We start from the raw sequence: 19025 nt of genomic DNA, 5'->3' as shown, positions 1-19025 counted from the left end.
CTGGAAAAAGCGCTGGAATGTTACGAACTACTCCCAAGAGCCGGGGCGCTGCTGATGGCTACCTATGCTTATGATGATGCCCTTGCACAAGGCGACCTGCTCGCGTACCAGGGCCAGGTCGGCCCGCGCTTCGCCATCGAGCGAAGGCTCGCGCTCGAGTTCGCCGACCAGCACGGCGATGGTCGCCAGCGGCGTGCCCAGTTCATGCGCGGCGCCAGCGGCCAGCGCGCCCAGGGCCACCACGCGTTCGTCGCGCAGGGCCTGCTCGCGCGCGGCGGCGAGATCGCGGTCGCGTTCGCGGATCGAGGCGGTCATGCGCGCGACGAACCAGGCGATCATCGCCGCCGAGACCACGAAGGTCAGCCACATTCCGGCCAGGTGCAGGCGCGCGGCGCGGGCGACGTCGTCGATCGCCAGCGGCAGGTAGAACCCGGTCAGCAGCGAGTAGGCCAACACGGCCAGCACCGTCACCAGCGCCGTCAGCCGTCCCGGCAGCGACAGCGCGGCCACCGCAACCGGGATCAACAACAGCGAGATCAACGGATTGGCGGCGCCGCCGGAAAGGTAGAGCAGCACCGTCAGCGCCGCCAGATCGACGCAGAGTTGCCCGAACAGTTCGCCGGCCGGAACCGACGCCTGCGGCGATCGCCACTGCAGCCAGGCGTTGAATCCCGCCAGCGCCGCCAGCACTGCCAGCATGGGTGGCAGCGGAAGGGCCAGTCCGAGCAAAGTCGGCGCTGACGATACGGCAATTGCCGCTGCCAGCAACAGCCACCAGCGCAACAGGATGCTGCGGCGCTGGTCAAGGTAGAGGTTGGCGGCGCCGTCGGCGACCGGAAATGCTGGCATGCGCAGATTATCCGACACAGATCAAGGAAAAGTGCGCCATTGGTCTGCGACAATCGGTCGCATCAACACGCTATGGATGGAACACGATGCTGCGCTGTCTGCTATTCCTTTTTGCGCTGACCGTGGGCGGGTTTGCCCACGCGCAGAATCTGGAGAAGGGCAAGGAAATCAATACCACCTGCGCCGGCTGCCATGGTGACTTGGGTCAAGGCGGGTCGCGAGGCGAGTATCCGCGCCTCGCGGGCCAGGGTGCGAAGTACCTCGAAGCGCAGCTTCGCGCTTTCCGTGCCCGTACGCGCGTGAATATTCCGATGTATCCCTACACCCAGGAGCGGGAACTGCCCGACGAGGACATCAGGGACGTCTCGGCCTACCTGGCATCCATCGAGTTGCCTACCCAATGGCCGGTGTTCAAGGCCACGGATGACGCCCTGACCCGCCTTACGCTGACCGAGCGCGTCATGATCATTCCGCGCGTGCCTGGCAACCTTGCCAACGGTGAGGCGCTCTACCAGAAGCAATGCGTCACCTGCCACGGCAAGACCGGCCTGGGGCGGGGCATGTTCCCGATGCTGGTCGGGCAGTACACCAGCTACCTCAAGCGGCAGATGGAGAAATACATCAAAGGCGAACGGCCACACGACGAGGAAGCGGTGGGCGGCCTGCTCGACAAGCTGAAGGAAGACGACCTGCAGGACATCCTGGCCTATATCACCACCCTGCAGGACCAGAAATAGCCCGCTGCTACAGCACCGATTTCAGCTGCATGTCTTCCTTGATGATGTGGTCCACCAGCCAGTGGCGCAGCAGGCCGACCATGGCATCGCGGGCTTCTTCCGGCACGGCGAGCGTGGTGTGTGCTTCGCCGTGGGCTAGCTCCTGGATCGGCTTTGCCACTTGCTTCAGTTGTTCGATCAGCGTCAGATGTGCCTCCTTGTGCCTGGCGAAATTGGCATACTTGGCATCGAGCATCAGGCGCTCTTCGAACGTGAAATGCTGCCGGGTATAGGCAGCGAGGTCATCGATCGCGTTCAGCAACTTGCTCAGCGCATGCTCGCTCGTCAGGGCGACTTCCACGATATTGATCAGGTCGAACAGGTGTCGATGATCGCTATCGATCTGTCGGTATCCAGTACTTAAGGCGTCGCGCCAGACTAAGGGCATCGGGTTCTCCGTTGGCAATTTCGGCCATGCGGCGGGGGCCTGCCTCGACGATGACCCGTTGAAGGTTCCCGGTCCGACCGCCACCCATGATCGCCGTCAACGATACCATCCACGCCGGCCCCATTCGACGGCCGGACCGCCGCTCCCTCATGTGCGCAGGGTGTCACGCAGAACATCGGTCTTTTTCACCAGGTCGAGTACGGAACTGACTTCCATCTTCTGGAAGACCGCCGCGCGATGGGTCTTCACCGTATTGATCGAAATGCCAAGCTGACTGGCGATTTCGGCGTTCTTGCTGCCCTTGACCACCCGCCAGAAGACCTCCCGCTGCGCCGGCGACAGAGATTCGAAACCTCCCCGGATCTCCAGCTTTTTCCTGTCCCGCGCCCGGGTCGCTATCGGCGACGGCTTCTTGCCGACGGGCCGATTGTGGAATAGGTACTCGTCGAGGATGGCCACCAGTTCGCCGTCGTAGTCGATCTCGCGCTTCTCGCGGCGATCCAGCTGCTTGACCAGCTTGATGTCGAAACGGACACCATGATTGCCAATCCATTCCGTGGCGGTTTCCTCCAACTGCACGGCGAGCGCCTTTGGGCACTCCTTGTCTATCTGTTGTGAAATCCGCTTCAGTTGCCTCGCGATGCCGTTATGGGCAGCATTGTGGCCATTGGCGTGGGTGCGGCAGCTTGCAGTCCGTGGCTACAGTCCCATCATGCGTTCCTCGTAGGTCGCATGGCCGACGAGGAGCCCCCGCAAATCGCCGGTGATCGACGCCAGCGTCGACCGCTGCACTTTCGCATTGACACGTGGCATTGATCACACGAGGCATCCGGGGCGATGCAGACTTAGGCGCAGAAGCGCGCCGGTTCCTCCACTATGCTTTCGAGGATCAGATGCTGCTGGTCGATCTCGGCGTGACCGGTAGGACTGATACCCATGTGAGCGAATGTCCCTTAACAAAGGAGCGCAGTTCAACTATCCGTCTTGGCAACGCGAATGCCATCACCCCATGGGGTGATGACTTGCCGCCGACCGCCAGGTAGCGTGCGCCGCTTCTCTGGTCGCAAGGGGGCAGAGCAACCGCAATGAGCTACGAGCTAGCTTGGGAACCGCGCGGCTTTGCGCTCACCTTTTCCGGCCGGATTTCCTTCGACGACATCCGCAACGCCACCATCGACTATCAAAGCGATGTCCGCTTCGACCTCATCCGCTGCGTAGTCGCCGATTTCACGCGCATCACCGGCTGCGATGCCACCCCGTCCGAGGTGGACCGTCTCTGGGCTATCGACCTGGCGGCGGGGATCTCCAATCCGCGGATCAGGAAGGCCATCATTGCCACGTGTCCAGAGGTCGTCGCACTGGTGATGCACTACAAGGCCCAGGGGATTCCCGCCTGCCCCACCGCGGTGTCCTCCAGCCTCGGCGATGCCCGGCACTGGCTCGCCGTCGAGGAACACGCCTGAACCTGCCGCTGGCCGGATTCAGCCGGTGATGCGCAGGCCGGTCTTCTTGAGTATCGCGGTGCTGTAGAGGACGTCATGTGCGCGGCAGGCATCGCCAAGGAGCACGGCAATCTCGGCGACGCTTGCGGCGACTTCCTCTCGACCCTGCGAATGCACCATGGCGAACAGGTTGTAGGGCCAGTCCGGCAAGCGGCGCGGACGCCGGTAGCAGTGGGTGACGAAACCCAGCGCGCCGACCAGCGCCCCAAGCTCGTCGATGCGTGCATCGTCGACATCCCACACCGACATCCCGTTGGCGGTGTAGCCGATGGCGTAGTGGTTGGGCACGGCACCGATGCGGCGGATCACGCCGGTTTCCACCATGCGCCGCAAGCGGACGATGACCTCGCCGCCTGCGATGCCTAGTTCGTTGCCAACGACATCGAAGGGCCGCGAGACGCGCGGCAGGCCGCCCTGCGTGGCAACGATCAGGCGCCGGTCGAGCGCGTCGAGTTCGGGCTTGACCGCGGTTTCAGGCATGGAGTTTCATCTCGACGAAGTATTCGCGTTCCTTGGGGAAGGGAAATACCGGCAGGCCGGTTGCGGCCTCGATTGCGTCCACGGCCGCTGCGATGCCCTCCGGGGTCGCCGTGGCGAGCACGAACCACATGTTGAGCGCATGGTCGCGGCGGTAGTTATGCGCCACTTCGGGGAAGGCATTCACCTGCGCCGCGACACGATCGAACTCCGCCTCTGGCACCTTCATCGCCGCCAGGACAAAGGCGCCGCCGGCGCGCTCGATCTGGAACATGGGCCCGAAGCGCGTCAGCACCTTGCGTTCGAGCATCGCATCGATCCGTTGCAGCAGTTCCGCTTCGCTCAGGCCCAACGCGTCGGCAACCTCGCGAAAAGGCTCCGCCACCAGCGGAAAATCCCCCTGCAGGGCGTTGATGATGCGGCGATCGGTGGCGTCAAGACCCGCCGCCGCGCCGGCACGATCAGGCATTGTCGGGCTCGACCAGGCGACGATTCGCCACGGAGTCGGAAAAATAGCGCGCGCCGCATTGCTTGAAACGCCGCGTCGAGAACAACGTCGTCGCCGGCGCGCCGGCAATGAAGGCGAGGCGATCGATCACGGGCTGCGCCTCCGCGCGCGAACGGCCATGCACCATGCAATAGAGGTTGTAGGGCCAGTCCGGCAGGCTGCGCCGGCGCCGATAGCAGAGCGTGACGCCCGGTTCGGCGGCCAGTCGCGCACCAATGCCATCGACGATATCGTCGGCCAGGTCAAACACCACCATGGCGTTGGATCGATAGCCCAGCTCGTGGTGGCGCACGACGACCCCGAAGCGTTTGATCATGCCCTCCTGGATCATGCCGGAGATGCGCGCCAGCACCTCGTCCTCCTCCATGTACAGGGTTTCGCCGAGCTGGCGGAAGGGCCGCGGCATGATCTCCAGCCCGGGCTGCAGCGCCGCAATCAGGCGCTTTTCCTCGTTATCCGGCTGGCGTGCCGAAACGCTGGCGACCGGTGCAACGGACTTGTGGCCCGAAGCGAGGTCGAAGCCGAGGTCGATGTGGAATTCGTTCTCCAGCGGCAAAGCGATCACCGGACAGCCGGTGTCAAGTTCGATCGCCGTGAGCACGGCGTCCAGCGCCGCCTGGTCAGCGGCGGTGGCGACGAACCAGAGATTGTAGCGATGCTCGCGCTGGTAGTTGTGATTGATTTCCGGTCGGGCGCTGACCAGCGCGGCGATCTCCTCGATCTGCTGCGCTGGCGCGGCCAGCGCCGCCAGGGTCGAGGCGCCTATGCGGCGCGGTGCGAACACGGCGCCGACGCGGCTGATGGCGCCGCGCTCCCGCAGGCGTTGCAGGGTGGCGAGAATCGCCGTCTCGTCGGCGCCGACTTTCAGCCCGACCTCGGCAAACGGATGGGTGACGATAGGAAAGTCACGCTGCCAGTTGTTGAGCAGCGCGTATTCGAGCGGCGTGTATGGGCAGTCCATGATCAAAACCCGATGCGTGCGGCGCGACTGGTGAAGAAGATGCCGGAGGGCGCCTCGGCCGGCAGGCTGCCGAGTTCGCGGTAATTGCGTGTGTCGTAGATCAGCACGCGATTGTCGTCGCGCGCGGAAATCCAGACGGCCTCGCCGCGCGGGGTGAATTCCATGTGCAGCACGGCCTTGCCCGGTTGCAGGGTCTGCACCACCTGACCGCTGAGCGTGTCGATCACCTGCACCCAGCCGTTGTCGGGGAAGGCGAAGTTAACCCAGACCTGGCGGCCGTCCGGGCTCGCCATGACGAACACCGGTTGGCCCTTGACCGCGACGCGCGCGGTTTCCTTCCAGGTCGAGGCATCGACCACCAGCACCTCGTTGCGCCCGATCGCCGGCAGCCAGGCACGCCCGGCAGCCACCGACCAGCCACGAAGGTGCGGCATCTTGAACACCGGCAGTTTTTCCTCGCCCTTGCCGTACTTGTCGAGGATGCGCCGCGAACCTTTTTCCGGCTGCCAGAGGTCGAGCAGGGCGACACCGTCCTCGCCGAACAAGCCGGCAAGGTAGTGGCGGCCGTCGGGCGTCACCAGACCGTCATAGGGCTGACGGCCGGCGGGATAACGTTGGGTCGTCGGGCGCTTCGGATCGGAAAAATCGGTGACGCGGATTTCGCCACCGTCGAACAAGGCATAGGCGAACTTGTTGCCCGGCACGTCGGCCAGGCCGACGACCTTGGAAAACTGGCCCGGCGCATATTCGGCCGGCACCTCGGCCAGCAGTTCGAGAGTCTCGGCGTCGAAGGCCTTGATGCCACCCGGCGTGTAGTTCTGCGCCACGACGATGCGCCCATCCTGGGAGATCGAGCCGCCGATGGCGTTGCCCGACTGGATCACGCGCTTGACCAAGCGCGCTTCGAGCAGGTCGATCTTGGAGAGCCCGCCGTCACGGCCGAAGACGTAGGCATAACGCGCGTCGCGCGAATACACCACCGAGGCGTGCGACAGGTCGCCGAGCCCACCGATGCGCGCGTACGCGGAACGGGACGAGGTGTTCACCAGCGTGACATGGCCGCTGGCGCGTTCGATGACCAGGCCGAGGTCGCCGGTGCCGCGCAAAGCTGCACCGGCGCAGGCCGCCAGCAGCAGCGCCGCAGCCATCAGCCAGAGCAGGCGCACGGCGACCCTCATTTGGGAAAGCCCTCCATCAGGCGCGTGACGATCCACTGCGCTTCCTCTTCGGCGAGGAAACGATGCCAGGGCGGCATCGCGGTGCCGGGGCGGCCATGAACGATGGTCGCCACGAGGCCTTCCGCCGGCTTGTCGGCCAGTGTCTGCGGCAGCAGTGCCGGTCCCAGACCACCCTGCAGGGTCAGGCCGTGGCAGGAGCCGCAATCCTGGCGCACCATGTGGATCAGTTCTTTTTGCCGTGCCGGCGCGGGCTCGGCCGCCGCCGGCATTGCGCAGGCAAGGAGCAGCGCGGCAACCACGCGCCCGGCAATACCGCTATTCGACATGGATCACGCCCATCATTTCAGGATGCGGTCCGCAGGTGTATTCGTAGCGGCCGGGAACCGGAAAGCGACGCTCCCAGCTTTCGCCGGGAAACATGCGCGTCGACTCGAGGCTGTTCTCCGCCGGGAACAGTACCGAATGGCTGGTGCGCCGTTCGTTATTGACCCACTTCACCGTGTCCCCCGCCTTGATGCGCACTTCGGCCGGCACGTACTTGTACTCGGCCATGCTGACGGTCACCGTCTGCTGTGCGGCGGCACAAATGGAAAAGAGTGCCAGCAAGACCGGCACTCTTTTCAGCAACGAACCATTGCCGCTCACGGCGGGAACGGGTACTTACTGCTTGGTGACCTTGATGTCGCCGTCGGCGCCGATACCCAGCGTGTAGCCCATCGAAACATGATGGAAGCGGCCGCTGGCATGGTCGGCATGGATGGCGAAACCGAAAGGCACGGTCTTGCCTTCGCCCGGATTCTTGCGCGTGAAAGTCAGCGTGTAGCCATCGCCGCTCTTGCCGCCCTCGACCTTGGCGCCGGTCGAGCCGCCGCTCATCTTGCGCTCGGTGGTGACGCTGCCGTCGGATACCTTGTTGCCCTTGCTGGCCCACTGGATCAGTTCGTAGGCGCCTTCCTTGGTGTACTTGGTCTTTTTCTCGTCGGCGCCGGGCATGGTGCGCGCGTCGGTGTGGCAGGTGGCCCAGCAGCCAACCTGTGCGCCCTGCGGCACCTTGGCGTCGCCGAAGAGCAGCGTCGCCTTGACCTCATTGTCCTTGTCGCCCTTGTCCGCGCCGCCAGCGGGCGCCTTGAAGCTCAAGCGGATGTAGAGATTGGCGGCATCCGAGGCAGCCTGCACGCTGACCGGGAAGTTCATGGTCTTGGGCGCAGCCTTCGGCTCAAGTTCCTTGTCGGCCATGCGCTTCATGTTGAAGTTCAGGTTGCCCTTCTCCTCGTGGCAGCCGACGCAGCTCTCGCCCTTACGCAGGCCCGCGGTGCCGCTATGGTCGGACTTCTTGACGATCCACTCCATGGCCGTGACGCCGGGATGGAAGACCTGAATGTCGCGCTTGGGCACCTTGCTCCAGTCGGGGGCGGCGATCGCCGCCTGGGTACCAAGAGCCAGAAGGACACCGGCGACGGCGATTTGGACGATGGACTTGCTCATTTGATGCTCCTCTCGAACGATAGGTACGAAATATAACGCGGGCTCCGGTCAGGACGTTGACTCACTCTTCCTCGTCTTCCTTCATGCCCTTGGGCTTGGTATGGGCGATACCCTTGTGGCAGTCGATGCAGGTCTTCTTCTCGGCAACGCCGATCTTGTGCATCTTGGAACCGCGCAGCTTCTGCTTCTCGACATCCATGGCGTCGAAACTGTGGCAATTTCGGCATTCGCGCGAATCGTTACCCTTCATTCGCGCCCACTCGCTCTCGGCCATCTGCAACCTGTGCGCCGCGAACTTCTCCGGCGTGTCGATTATCCCGGTCATCTTTCCCCAGAGTTCCTTGCTCGCCTGGATCTTGCGGATCATCTTGTGCGTCCAGTCCTTGGGCACGTGGCAATCGGAACACACGGCGCGCACGCCGGTGCGATTGGCGTAGTGGATGGTCTTTTTGTACTCCACATAGACGTTGTCACGCATCTCGTGGCAGCCGATGCAGAACTCCAGGGTATTGGTGGCTTCCATCGCGGTGTTGAAGCCGCCCCAGAAGAAAATGCCGGAGAAAAAGCCCACGACCAGAAGGCTTAGCAGCGAATATTTTGCGCTCGGCCGCCGCAGCATTGCCAGGAGCCCCGATTTCTCATTGTCAGCCATGAAACTTCCCCTATGCGCCAGTGGTTTCTAAAGGCCTACATGATAAGGGGGCTTACGCCCCCTTATCCTTGCTGCCGATCAAGTTTCGATCGCTTAGAAGATGTCCTTCATGGTGTTGTAGACGTTGAACTTGCCGGTCGGGGTGATCATCTTCGGATCGGTGATCACCTTCTTGAGCTTCAAGGTCTTGTCGTCATACACGACGATGGCGGACTGGTCGGTCTTGCCGCCCCACAGCGAGATCCAGACTTCGGAACCATCCTTGCTGTACTCCTGATGCACCGCGCGACGCAGCGCCTTGGTCACCGGCAGGCCGGAATCCTTGGCCACATCGATCCTGACCGGCGGCTTGGAAAGATCCTTGATGTCATACACGTAGTTCACCTCGGCATTCTCACGCTCGGGGTTCATCGGCATGTCAGCCCACAGGTGCGAGGATTTCGGATGCGTCTTGACGAACAGGTTGCCCGCGCCGGCGGTCTTCAACTCCTGGACGACCTTCCAGTTGTGCTGCTTGTACTTTGCGTACTTGGGATCGTCGGTCGGGGTCGAGATCAGGGTGATCACGGCATCGCCCAGGTGACCGGTTGCCCAGACGGGACCGAACTGCGGATGGATGAAGTTGGCGCCACGACCCGGGTGGGGGATCTTCTTGGTGTCAACCAGCGCAGCCAGCTTGCCGGTCTTGGTATCAACCGCGGCAACCTTGTGGGAGGCGTTGGCCGCCACCAGGAAGTAACGCTTGGTGTAATCCCAACCGCCGTCATGCAGGAACTTGGCGGAGTTGATCGTGGTTTCCTTGAGGTTGTTGATGTCCGAGTAGTCAACCAGCTTGATCATGCCGGTTTCCTTGACGTTGACAACCCACTCCGGCTTGATGTGCGACGCGACGATGGAGGCCACGCGCGGCTCGGGGTGATACTCGCCGTCAACCGTGGCGCCACGGGTCGAAACGATCTTCAACGGCTCGAGCGTGCCGCCGTCCATGATCGAGTACTGGGGCGGCCAGTAGCCACCACCGACCAGATACTTGTCCTCGTAGCCCTTGAACTTCGATACATCCACGGAACGGGCATCGGAACCCAGGCGGATCGAGGCAACCGTCGTCGGCTTCTCGAACCACAGGTCGATCATCGTTACCAGTCCGTCGCGGCCCACGGTATAGACATAGCGACCCGACGCGGACATGCGGGAGATATGCACGGCATAGCCCGTCTTCAGGATGTGCCAGATCTGCTTGGTGTCGCCGTCGATCAGCGCCAGTTCGCCGGTGTCACGCAGGGTGGTGGCGAAGACGTTGCTCAGGTTGATCTTGTTCATCTGCTTGGTCGGGCGATCCTTGACCGGCACGATCAGCTTCCACGAGTCCTTCATGTCCTTGAGGCTGAACTCGGGCGGCACATCCGGGGTGTTCTGGATGTAGCGGGCCATCAGGTTGATTTCATCCTTGGTCAGGATGTCGTCGTAGTTCACCATGCCGCCGTCGGTACCGAAGGCGATGACCTTTTCAAGGCGCGTGGTTCCGAGCTTGAGCGTGCCGCCCTCGCTGACCTTGCCATCCTTGTCGGTCTTCTTCCAGGCCGGCTCGAGGTTCTTGCCCGTGGCGCCCTTGCGCAGCACGCCATGACAGCCTGCGCAACGCTCGAAGTAGATCTTGGCGCCCTGCGCCTTTTCGGCCGCCGTCATCGCCGGAGCGCCTTCCTGGGCAAACGCACTGCCCATGGCCCCAACCATCGCGGAAACAGCAAACATCCCCAGTGACTTACGCTTCATCCTTCTCTCCTTGTGAGTGATTTGTTGGTGACTCGATTCAGCGCCCCGCAAAAACCTCCCCGGCGCAATGGTGAAAGATTGCGCCGCAACATACCCGAAAACCTTGACCGGCATCAAGTTGCGACCTGATACGGACTTGACGCGCACGGCCAGAAATCCGGAACGTGGAATTATTGCTGAACGCGACCCGCCCCCCTACGGGCGCTAGTTTGCTACACTTTATGTCGTTCGTGGTGCCCAAACACGTTTTTGGTGAATGGGTGAAACGGGAAGCCGGTGGGAGCCTGAACAACAAGGCTCGATTCCGGCGCTGCCCCCGCAACGGTAAGGAAGTGCGGGTTCGTCACTCTGCCACTGGGCCAGGCCCGGGAAGGCGACGGACCAAGACTTTCAAGCCCGGAGACCGGCCAGGGACATTCGTTGAATGCGCTGCGGGGAAGCAGTGTGCGTCAGCCGCCGTCCCCATTCGGCCGCTCCGTTCCTTTTTCCCTTCGCGTTTTCGTTGATGCAATGTATTGGCCTGCGGGGACGCTGGCCACGAAGGGAGTCTCATGTCCATCCAGAAAATCCGCGCGACACGTCGCGTGTTCCGCTGCTTCCTGCCAACTGCCGCAGTCATTGCGGCTCTGCCGGCCTTGGCTGCCGATGAAGCCGCCGTGCTCGTATCCGGCAACCGGTTCGGCGCCGGTGCCGAACAAGTAGCTGCTGGCGTTTCCGTCATCTCGGCGGCCGACATCGCGCGCTCGTCGGCCACGACCATTCCCGAAGTCCTGGTCAAGCTCGGCGGCATGCATGTCCGCAACAACGCGGGCGACCCGAACTGGCAGGTCGACCTGCGCGGGTTCGGAATCACCGGCGACCAGAACACGCTGATCCTGCTCGACGGCCAGCGCATCAGCGAAAACGAGCTCGCCACGGCCCGCCTCACCGCCATCCCCCTCAATGCCATCGAGCGCATCGAAATCCTGCGCGGCACCGGCGCCGTCCTCTACGGTAGCGGCGCCACCGGTGGCACCGTCAACATCGTCACCCGTGCACCGGGTGCCGAAGGAAAGGCCTTTGCACTTGGCGCCAGCTACGGGACCTACGATACGGCCGCCCTGCGCGCCAACCTCGAATTCAATGTCGGTCCGGTCGGCGTGATGCTCAGCGCCAACCGGCATGCATCGGACAACTACCGCCAGAACAACCACGTCAACGAAAAAAACGTCGAAGGCGCGCTGCGCTATCGCGGCGCCGGCAGCGAACTGAACCTGAAGTTCGGCACCGGCCGGCAGGCGCTCGGCCTCCCCGGCGCACGCACCGAAGCACAACTCGCCAGCGCGCCGCGTGCCGCCACCAATCCCAACGACCATGCCGAAACCGACACCTGGCATGCCGGCATCGGTGGCCGCTTCAGCTTCGGCAACAACGAGTTTTCCGCGGAACTCGATGTGCGCAATCGCCAGGTCCGTTCAGACTTCGTCGCCTTCGCCTTTCTCTCGGAAACCGCGACGCAGCGCGTCAGCTTCACACCCCGCCTGCGCCTGCCGCACGCTGGTCCCGGCGGCGCCGGTGAACTGGTGGTGGGCTGGGACAACGCGCGCTGGAACTACCGGCAGACCAACAACTTCGGCGGCCTGACCATCGCCAGCCAGGACAGCGATGCGCTGTACGCTCAAGAGCGCCTGCGCGTGCTGCCCGGGACGTTGCTGACCGGCGGCGTGCGCTGGCAACGTTCGCTGGACGGGACGGCGGCGGTGAGGCGCACCACCAGGCTGGACGCCTGGGAACTCGGCCTGCGCCAGGAACTGACAGCGCAGCTTAGTGCATATGGCCGAACCGGATCGAGTTTCCGCCTCGCCACGGTGGACGAGAACGTTGGCCTGGCGGCGCCACTGCTGCCACAGGAGTCGCGCGACAGCGAAGTCGGCATGGAATTCGGCGGCGGCGCGAATCGCCTGCGTGCCGCGTGGTTCCTGTCGAATCTCGACAACGAGATCCATTTCATCCCTTTCCCGGCATTCGGCACGCCTCCCTTCTTCGGTGGTGCCAACACCAACCTGTCGCCGACGCGCCGCACCGGGATCGAGCTGGAAGGCCATTGGCGCGCGTTGCCGAAGCTCGACCTGGCCGCCAGCTTGCGCCAGATGCGCGCCACATTCCGCTCCGGAACCTACGGCGGCATCGACGTGACCGGCAAGGACGTGCCGCTGGTCCCCGAGCGGATGCTGAGCCTGAATGCCACCTGGCGCATCGGCTCGGGACGGCAGTTGACCGGCAACTTGCGCCACGTCGGCGAACAGCGTTACGACAACGACCAGATCAATGCGTTCCGCAAGATGCCCGCCTATGGCCTGGTCGATGTCAAGTACAGCCATGCCATGGGAAGCTGGACCTGGGCGCTGGCCGTCGACAACCTGTTCGACAAGCGTCACTACTCGTACGCCATCACCAACAGTGCCGTCGCGCCGACCAGCTTCAGCGCCTACCCCGAACTGGGTCGACGCCTGATGGTCTCGGCCGAGCTAAGGCTATGATCAGGCGATGAGTCGCATCCTGCCGATCGACCAGTGCCTGCCGGGTAGCTGATCCATGCCCAGCCGCCGCCGTGCCCTGCTGGTCATCCTCGCTCTCTGCGGGCTGGCACTGGCAAGCCTGCTGGTGGCGCTGGCGGCGGGCAGCATGGCGGTTACGCCCGGCGACGTGCTGCGTGCGCTGACAGGAGGCGAAGGCCTTGCAGCAGAGGTGATCCAGGGCCTGCGCCTGCCGCGCGCGATCGCGGCTTTCGCCTGTGGCGGCCTGCTGGCGCTGGCAGGCGCGCTGATGCAGGTGCTGCTGCGAAATCCGCTGGCCGATCCTTATGTGCTTGGCATTTCCGGCGGCGCCGCTGTCGGCGCGCTGTCGGCGATGCTGGCCGGCCTGGCCCTGGCGCTGGTCAACCTGTTCGCCTTCGCCGGCGCTTTTGCCGCCATGTTGCTGGTGTTCGGTCTGGCGCACGGCGACAGCAGCTGGACCCGCAGCCGCCTGCTCCTGACCGGCGTCATCGTTGCTTCCGGCTGCGGCGCCGTGGTCGCGCTGATCATGTCGATCGCACCCGAGACGCAGCTGCGCGGCATGCTGTTCTGGCTGATGGGCGACGCCAGTCACGCCAGCAATCCCTGGCCGGCACTCGCGGTGCTGGCCGCCGGCGTGGCGGTGAGCCTGCCCTTCGCGCGCGAACTCAACCTGCTCTCGCGCGGCGACACCCTGGCGCAAACCCTCGGCGTGTCGGTGCAGCGAGTCAGGCTGGGCGTGTATTTCCTCGCCGCGACGTTCACCTCGGTGGCCGTGACCACGGCGGGCAGCATCGGCTTCATCGGCCTGGTGGTGCCGCACCTGGCGCGGCTGGGCATGCTCAAACTCGGCTGGGGCAACGACCAGCGCCTCCTGCTGCCCGCCTCGGCACTGACCGGCGGCAGCCTGCTGGTGCTGGCCGATACCCTGGCGCGAACCATCGTCGCGCCGCTGCAGCTGCCGGTCGGGGCACTGACCGCAATCCTTGGCGTGCCCCTTTTCCTGTTCCTGCTCGGACGCCAGCGCGGGAGCGGGCCGTGAGCTCGCCATTGCTTCGTGCGGCTGCCCTGTCGGTCAGCATTGGCCGCCACGCCGTCTGCCGCGACCTGGACTGGACGGTCTACGCCGGCGAGACATGGGCCATCCTTGGCCGCAACGGCTCCGGCAAATCGACTCTGCTCAACACCCTGGCCGGCCTGCATCGGCAGGATCGGGGCGAGCTCGGCATCGGCGGCCACGCCCTGCCCGCAGCCGCTGCCGGACGCAATGCGCGCGCCCTGGCACGGGTACGCGGCTACCTGGCGCAACACCAGACCGACCCCTTCGCCTCCACCGCTATGGAAACCGCGCTGGTCGGCCGCCATCCGCACCTCGGGCGCTGGGATTGGGAATCCCCGGCCGATCGCGACATCGCCGTCGCCGCGCTGGCCGAAGTCGACCTCGCCGACTGTGCCGAGCGCGACGTGCAAACCCTGTCCGGCGGCGAACGCCAGCGACTGGCCGTGGCGCAACTTCTGGCACAACAGCCCGCGCTGTTTCTGCTCGACGAGCCACTGACCCACCTTGACCTGTCGCACCAGGTAGCCGTCATGGACCTGTTCGCGCGCCGTGCCCGGGACGGCGCCGCCATCGTCGCCGTGCTGCACGATCCGGGCTTTGCCGCGCGCTACTGCAGCAAGGTGCTGCTGTTGTTCGGCGATGGCGAATGGCTGGCCGGACCGGCCGACACGGCAATCACCACGAGCAACCTGACCCGGCTCTACGGGCATCCGCTGCGCGAGATCGGCGTCGACGGCCACCGCTGGTTCGTTCCCGGCTGAGGTCGCCGGCGGCCGCCGGGGGCAGCGCCGATGGCCGCCACACTGGCTTCAAATCGAGGCGTCCAAGATTCCCCTGACGGCTCGCCAGTCTTTCGATAGAGTAGCGGCATCGGCCACTCGCGACCGTACGGAGAATCAGGGATACCTGCCATGCCAACCACACTCAAGACACTTTCCGAAAAAGCCCTGCTGGCCATGCCCGCCAGGGCATACATGAACGCAGAGCAACTCGACTTCTTTCGCGACCTGTTGCGCAAGCAGCGGCAGGACCTGATCGACAACGCCTCGATGACCATCGACCACCTGCGCGACGGCGAAGCCGAAGCCGACCCCAACGATCGCGCCACGATCGAGGAGGAGAATTCCATCGAGCTGCGCATTCGCGACCGCGAGCGCAAGATGTTGCCGCGCATCGAAGCCGCCCTGCGCCGCATCGATGACGGCTCCTACGGCTACTGTGAGGAAACCGGCGATCCCATCGGCCTGCGCCGCCTGCTGGCACGGCCGACCACCGTGTATTCGATCGAGGCGCAGGAGCGCCACGAGTCGCGGCAGCGCATCCTGGGCAAATAGCCGGGTGCGGCCGTGAAAGGGAAACCCACCGCCGCCGCCACCACGCCACGCCGCAAGGCCGCGGCGCGGAAGGTGCCGACATCAGGCACTGCGGCGGCCATGCCGAACGAATCCGGCCTGGTGGACCAGATGCGCAACATGGCCGGCAAGGTGCTCGATGCCGGTGCCGCAACGGTGGGCGCGGCATCGACGCTGAAGACCGCGGCCGACGTGGCACGCGCGCTGGGCCGCAGCAAGCCGATGGAAGCCGCCGCCGACGTACTCAAGGCCATGTTGCCCGGCTTGTCCGAACCCGGCGTATGGATCCGCACGGGCGCCGCACTCAAGCGCCTGCGCAAGGCCACCGGCCTGACCATCACCGAAGTCGGCGCGGCGATCAATCTCAAGGACCCGTCGCTGATCGAAGCCTGGGAGAACGGCCGCATCGCCGTGCCTTTCGAACTGATCCTGCGCCTGGCCGCCGTGCTGGGTCGCAACGATCCGATCGACTTCGTCATGAAGTTCACCCGCGCGTCCAATCCCGACCTGTGGCGCAGCCTGGAAAACCTCGGCGTCGGCAAGCTGCTGATCCAGTCGGCGCGCGAGCGCGAATTCGCCAACATCTACCGTGGTGACGACGAGGCGCGCAAGCTGAACGATGCCGAATTCGCTGAGGTCCTGACCTTCACCCGCGCCGCCTTCGAAATGGCCATGGCATTTCGCGGGCGCGAGGCGCAACAGCAGCGCAGGAATACCGCGGCGGAATAGATCGCTGCGAAGGCCGTGTCGCCAGCGCCGTCCCCAAGGGATACCGTCTCCGGCTTTGCCGGGGAAATAACTTTCAGTGCTTGGCGAATACCTCGTCGGGCCGGACGAAGGCCTTGAACTCAAGCGCATTGCCGTCCGGATCGAGGAAGAACATGGTCGCCTGCTCACCCGGCTTGCCGACGAAGCGCACCGACGGCTCCATCAGGAAGCGGATGCCCAGGGCACGCAGGCGTTCGGCGAAGGCCCAGAACTCGTCCAGCGGCAGGATCACACCGAAATGCGGAATCGGCACCGCGTGGCCATCGACCAGGCCCTCGCCGCTGGCGCGGGCAGGCAGGCCGAGGTGCCCCGAGAGCTGGTGCCCGAACAGCCCGAAATCGATCCAGTGCGTGGTGCTGCGACCCTCGGTGCAACCCAGCCGGCCCACATAGAATTCCCGCGCCCGCGCGATATCGGTAATCGTAAACGCATAGTGGAAAGCGGGCATGGTTGGCTCTCCTGTGAAATCCGTCGGCAGTCCGCGGCTATGTTAGCCGCCTGTTGCCGGGCGCGAAATTGCGCCCCGCTTGCCGCGCGCCAGCTCGAGTTGCTCGCAGAGCCGCTCGGCGCCGTCGAGGATGCGCGGGGTATGGCGCTGGATGAGCTCCGGCGCCACGAAATACAGGTTGTCGCTCGCCACGGCCCGCAGTGTGTGCCAGCGCCGCCAATCGTCGAGCCATTCGGGTCGCGCCGCATCCATGCCGCTGGCGACGATGGCTTCCGGGTTGGCGGCAATCACCGCTTCGACGCTGACGGTGGGCGCCAGCGTCGCCAGTTGGGCGAACACGTTGCGGCCGCCGCACAGGCGTATCACGTCACTGATCATCTGCTCGCGATTAACCGTCATCAGCGGTTGCTTCCATATCTGGTAGAACACCGTGACCGTCGGCCGCTGGCTGTAGCGCTGGGCCAGCCGGTCATGGCGCTGGCGGAACGCCGTCGCCGCCGTACCCGCCGCTGTCTCGCTGCCGGCGAGCCGGCCAAGTCGTTCCAGTTCGCCGGGGATGTCGGCAATGCGATGGCTCTCGATCATGAAGACCGCCAGCCCCATGGCACGCAGGCGGGCCACCGCCGCCTGCGGGGTGCCGCTCTGCCAGCCGAGCACTAGGTCCGGACGCAAGGCGACAATCGCTTCGAGGTCGAGCCGGGAATAGGCGCCCACCTTGGGAATCGCCCTGGCCTCGGGCGGATGGTCGCCGTACTCGACATTGCCAACGACGCGGCTGCCGGCGCCGGCGGCAAACAGCAGTTCCGTGATGTGCGGCGACAGGCTGACGATGCGCCGCGCCGGCGCGGCAAGCCGGATGCGCGCGCCGCCGACATCGGTGAGCGCGATCTCTGCCTGCGCCGGCAGGCAAGCCAGCGCACAGAGGAAAATCAGGCAGATCCGCTGCATCTGGACTGCCGGTCGGCACCCGCGCCTGTCGGGAAGAGCATGGGATAATCGAACTATGAAGGACAGTGCATTCTAGCGGCGTACGAGCACCATTCATCCTTGGGATCCCGCCACATCGGACCCGGCCACGGCAACTCGACAGGTAGATCGCGATGACGCAGAAGGCCCATCTTCACCCCACCGACCTGCGCGGCTTCAGCCGCCTCGCGATCGATGCCACGATCGGGCTGACGCGCCTGGTGGAAAACATGCATCACAACATCTCGCGGACCCCGGGCCCCGTCGGCCGGCACAGCAAAGCGCCGACCACGGGCATCACCGGAATGGTCTATCGCACCATTCAGGGCACGACACGACTGGTCGGCAGCGGCATCGACGCCTTGCTGGGCCAGTTGATCCCGCTGCTCGACCGGCAGCCCGCAGCATCCTCCGCGGCGCGCGAAGCCCTGCTGGCCGCCCTGAATGGCGTCCTCGGCGACCATCTTGAGGCCAGCGCCAATCCGCTGGCGATTCCGATGCAGATGCGCCACAAGGGCAGGCCACTCGCAATGACCGCGGCGGGCCTCGCGAGCGAATTTCCCGCCGCCCGCGGCAGGATCCTGCTGCTGGTCCATGGCCTGTGCATGAACGACCTGCAATGGCGGCGCAACGGCCACGACCACGGTGGCGCGCTGGCGCAGGCGTGCGGCCATACCCCCCTGTACCTTCACTACAACAGCGGTCGCCACGTCTCCTGCAACGGCCAAGACCTGGATCGGCTGCTCGAAACACTGATGGCCGCCTGGCCGGTTCCCATCGAGGAATTGGCGATTGTCGGCCACAGCATGGGTGGCCTGGTGGCGCGCAGCGCCTGCCACAGCGGCGCCAAGGCCGGCCATGCCTGGCTTGCGCGGCTGCGCCGGATGGTTTTCCTCGGCACCCCTCACCTCGGTGCGCCGCTAGAGCGTGGCGGCCACTGGATCGACGTCATCCTCGGCGTCAGCCCCTACACGGCTGCCCTGACCCGCCTCGGCAAGATCCGCAGCGCCGGGATTACCGACCTACGCCACGGCAGCATCCTCGACGAAGACTGGGACCATGGCAACCGCTACGCCCATGGCCGCGCCCCGCGCCTGGTACCGCTGCCGGCGGACGTGCTGTGCCATGCTGCCGGCGCGACGCTGGCCAAGGCGCCGGGCAAGGTGGCAGACTCCTTGCTGGGCGACGGTCTGGTTCCGCTGAAAAGCGCGCTTGGCGATGGCACGGCCAGGCGGGGCAGCCTTGACATACCGGTTTCGCAGCGATGGATCGGCCATGGCATGAACCACATGGACCTGCTCGACAACGCCGCCTTATACGAGCAGTTGCGGCGCTGGCTTTGCTGAAA

At 64.9% G+C, this 19025-nt stretch carries 22 protein-coding genes and 1 riboswitch; of the genes, 8 read left to right on the top strand and 14 right to left on the bottom strand.

The annotated features are described in order from the left end of the window. Nucleotides 1-27: 27 nt before the first annotated feature. Nucleotides 28-849 (bottom strand): hypothetical protein, encoded by an 822-nt coding sequence (locus J0M27_RS13805; protein WP_294992688.1) that lies wholly within the window; start codon nt 847-849, stop codon nt 28-30. 86 nt (nt 850-935) lie between these two features. On the opposite strand from J0M27_RS13805, the gene J0M27_RS13800 reads away from it, so the two are divergent. Further along, nucleotides 936-1586: a c-type cytochrome gene (locus J0M27_RS13800; protein ID WP_294992686.1), complete on the top strand. Its 651-nt coding sequence runs from the start codon at nt 936-938 to the stop codon at nt 1584-1586. A 7-nt stretch (nt 1587-1593) separates the two neighbouring features. On the opposite strand, the gene J0M27_RS13795 is transcribed toward J0M27_RS13800, so the two are convergent. After that, nucleotides 1594-2013, bottom strand: a complete 420-nt coding sequence (locus J0M27_RS13795) for a hemerythrin family protein (protein WP_294992684.1) — start codon at nt 2011-2013, stop codon at nt 1594-1596. A gap of 147 nt (nt 2014-2160) precedes the next feature. Continuing rightward, the gene (locus tag J0M27_RS13790) at nt 2161-2592 is read right to left on the bottom strand and encodes a LuxR C-terminal-related transcriptional regulator (protein ID WP_294992682.1); all 432 of its coding nucleotides are present in this window, start codon (nt 2590-2592) and stop codon (nt 2161-2163) included. A gap of 506 nt (nt 2593-3098) precedes the next feature. Here J0M27_RS13790 and J0M27_RS13785 point away from each other — a divergent pair. Then, nucleotides 3099-3476 (top strand): hypothetical protein, encoded by a 378-nt coding sequence (locus tag J0M27_RS13785; RefSeq protein ID WP_294992680.1) that lies wholly within the window; start codon nt 3099-3101, stop codon nt 3474-3476. An 18-nt stretch (nt 3477-3494) separates the two neighbouring features. On the opposite strand, the gene J0M27_RS13780 is transcribed toward J0M27_RS13785, so the two are convergent. The 9 genes from J0M27_RS13780 to J0M27_RS13740 all read right to left on the bottom strand — a co-directional run bounded on the left by J0M27_RS13780 (nt 3495) and on the right by J0M27_RS13740 (nt 10549). Next, on the bottom strand, nt 3495-3995 hold the full coding sequence (locus J0M27_RS13780; protein ID WP_294992677.1) for an Lrp/AsnC family transcriptional regulator: 501 nt from the start codon (nt 3993-3995) through the stop codon (nt 3495-3497). Then, nucleotides 3988-4461 (bottom strand): AsnC family transcriptional regulator, encoded by a 474-nt coding sequence (locus J0M27_RS13775; protein ID WP_294992675.1) that lies wholly within the window; start codon nt 4459-4461, stop codon nt 3988-3990. The genes J0M27_RS13780 and J0M27_RS13775 overlap by 8 nt, the downstream gene beginning before the upstream one ends. Continuing rightward, complete coding sequence (locus J0M27_RS13770; RefSeq protein ID WP_294992674.1) at nt 4454-5461, bottom strand: Lrp/AsnC family transcriptional regulator; 1008 nt, start codon at nt 5459-5461, stop codon at nt 4454-4456. The genes J0M27_RS13775 and J0M27_RS13770 overlap by 8 nt, the downstream gene beginning before the upstream one ends. A 2-nt stretch (nt 5462-5463) precedes the next feature. After that, nucleotides 5464-6639: a cytochrome D1 domain-containing protein gene (locus J0M27_RS13765; RefSeq protein WP_294992672.1), complete on the bottom strand. Its 1176-nt coding sequence runs from the start codon at nt 6637-6639 to the stop codon at nt 5464-5466. After that, on the bottom strand, nt 6636-6965 hold the full coding sequence (locus J0M27_RS13760) for a cytochrome c (RefSeq protein WP_294992669.1): 330 nt from the start codon (nt 6963-6965) through the stop codon (nt 6636-6638). The genes J0M27_RS13765 and J0M27_RS13760 overlap by 4 nt, the downstream gene beginning before the upstream one ends. Further along, nucleotides 6955-7245, bottom strand: coding sequence for a plastocyanin/azurin family copper-binding protein (locus J0M27_RS13755; protein WP_294992666.1), 291 nt, complete (start codon nt 7243-7245; stop codon nt 6955-6957). Before J0M27_RS13755 ends, J0M27_RS13760 begins: the two co-directional genes overlap by 11 nt. A 54-nt stretch (nt 7246-7299) precedes the next feature. Then, on the bottom strand, nt 7300-8124 hold the full coding sequence (locus J0M27_RS13750; protein ID WP_294992662.1) for an ethylbenzene dehydrogenase-related protein: 825 nt from the start codon (nt 8122-8124) through the stop codon (nt 7300-7302). Nucleotides 8125-8185: 61 nt separating this feature from the next. Continuing rightward, complete coding sequence (locus J0M27_RS13745) at nt 8186-8776, bottom strand: NapC/NirT family cytochrome c (protein ID WP_294992659.1); 591 nt, start codon at nt 8774-8776, stop codon at nt 8186-8188. 93 nt (nt 8777-8869) lie between these two features. Beyond that, a complete protein-coding gene (locus tag J0M27_RS13740) occupies nt 8870-10549 on the bottom strand; it encodes a cytochrome D1 domain-containing protein (protein WP_294992656.1) in 1680 nt (559 codons plus the stop codon). A 214-nt stretch (nt 10550-10763) separates the two neighbouring features. Further along, nucleotides 10764-10976, top strand: a riboswitch (cobalamin riboswitch). A gap of 124 nt (nt 10977-11100) precedes the next feature. Here J0M27_RS13740 and J0M27_RS13735 point away from each other — a divergent pair. The 5 genes from J0M27_RS13735 (at nt 11101) to J0M27_RS13715 (ending at nt 16224) form a co-directional block, all read left to right on the top strand. Further along, entirely contained in the window at nt 11101-13068 is a 1968-nt protein-coding gene (locus tag J0M27_RS13735) for a TonB-dependent receptor (RefSeq protein WP_294992653.1), read from the top strand. Nucleotides 13069-13123: 55 nt separating this feature from the next. Continuing rightward, nucleotides 13124-14125 carry an iron ABC transporter permease gene (locus tag J0M27_RS13730; protein WP_294992650.1) on the top strand — a complete coding sequence of 334 codons (1002 nt, stop codon included), beginning with the start codon at nt 13124-13126 and terminating at the stop codon, nt 14123-14125. Continuing rightward, nucleotides 14122-14904 (top strand): ABC transporter ATP-binding protein, encoded by a 783-nt coding sequence (locus J0M27_RS13725; RefSeq protein WP_294992648.1) that lies wholly within the window; start codon nt 14122-14124, stop codon nt 14902-14904. Before J0M27_RS13730 ends, J0M27_RS13725 begins: the two co-directional genes overlap by 4 nt. A 150-nt stretch (nt 14905-15054) precedes the next feature. Beyond that, nucleotides 15055-15477, top strand: coding sequence for an RNA polymerase-binding protein DksA (gene dksA / locus J0M27_RS13720; protein WP_294992646.1), 423 nt, complete (start codon nt 15055-15057; stop codon nt 15475-15477). 12 nt (nt 15478-15489) lie between these two features. Next, nucleotides 15490-16224 (top strand): helix-turn-helix transcriptional regulator, encoded by a 735-nt coding sequence (locus J0M27_RS13715; protein WP_294992644.1) that lies wholly within the window; start codon nt 15490-15492, stop codon nt 16222-16224. Nucleotides 16225-16297: 73 nt separating this feature from the next. Here J0M27_RS13715 and J0M27_RS13710 read toward each other — a convergent pair whose 3' ends face one another. Together J0M27_RS13710 and J0M27_RS13705 are read right to left on the bottom strand one after the other, a co-directional pair. After that, nucleotides 16298-16711 carry a VOC family protein gene (locus J0M27_RS13710; RefSeq protein WP_294992643.1) on the bottom strand — a complete coding sequence of 138 codons (414 nt, stop codon included), beginning with the start codon at nt 16709-16711 and terminating at the stop codon, nt 16298-16300. A gap of 42 nt (nt 16712-16753) precedes the next feature. Further along, the gene (locus tag J0M27_RS13705) at nt 16754-17659 is read right to left on the bottom strand and encodes a cobalamin-binding protein (protein ID WP_294992640.1); all 906 of its coding nucleotides are present in this window, start codon (nt 17657-17659) and stop codon (nt 16754-16756) included. 152 nt (nt 17660-17811) lie between these two features. Here J0M27_RS13705 and J0M27_RS13700 point away from each other — a divergent pair, with 152 nt between their 5' ends. Further along, nucleotides 17812-19023 carry a hypothetical protein gene (locus J0M27_RS13700; protein ID WP_294992638.1) on the top strand — a complete coding sequence of 404 codons (1212 nt, stop codon included), beginning with the start codon at nt 17812-17814 and terminating at the stop codon, nt 19021-19023. Nucleotides 19024-19025 lie beyond the last annotated feature (2 nt).

Origin of the sequence: Sulfuritalea sp. (genome assembly GCF_017302275.1) — a bacterium.
GTDB lineage: Bacteria > Pseudomonadota > Gammaproteobacteria > Burkholderiales > Rhodocyclaceae > Sulfuritalea.
Note: the sequence above shows the minus strand (reverse complement) of the source record. Positions and strands in the feature narration are given on the sequence as shown.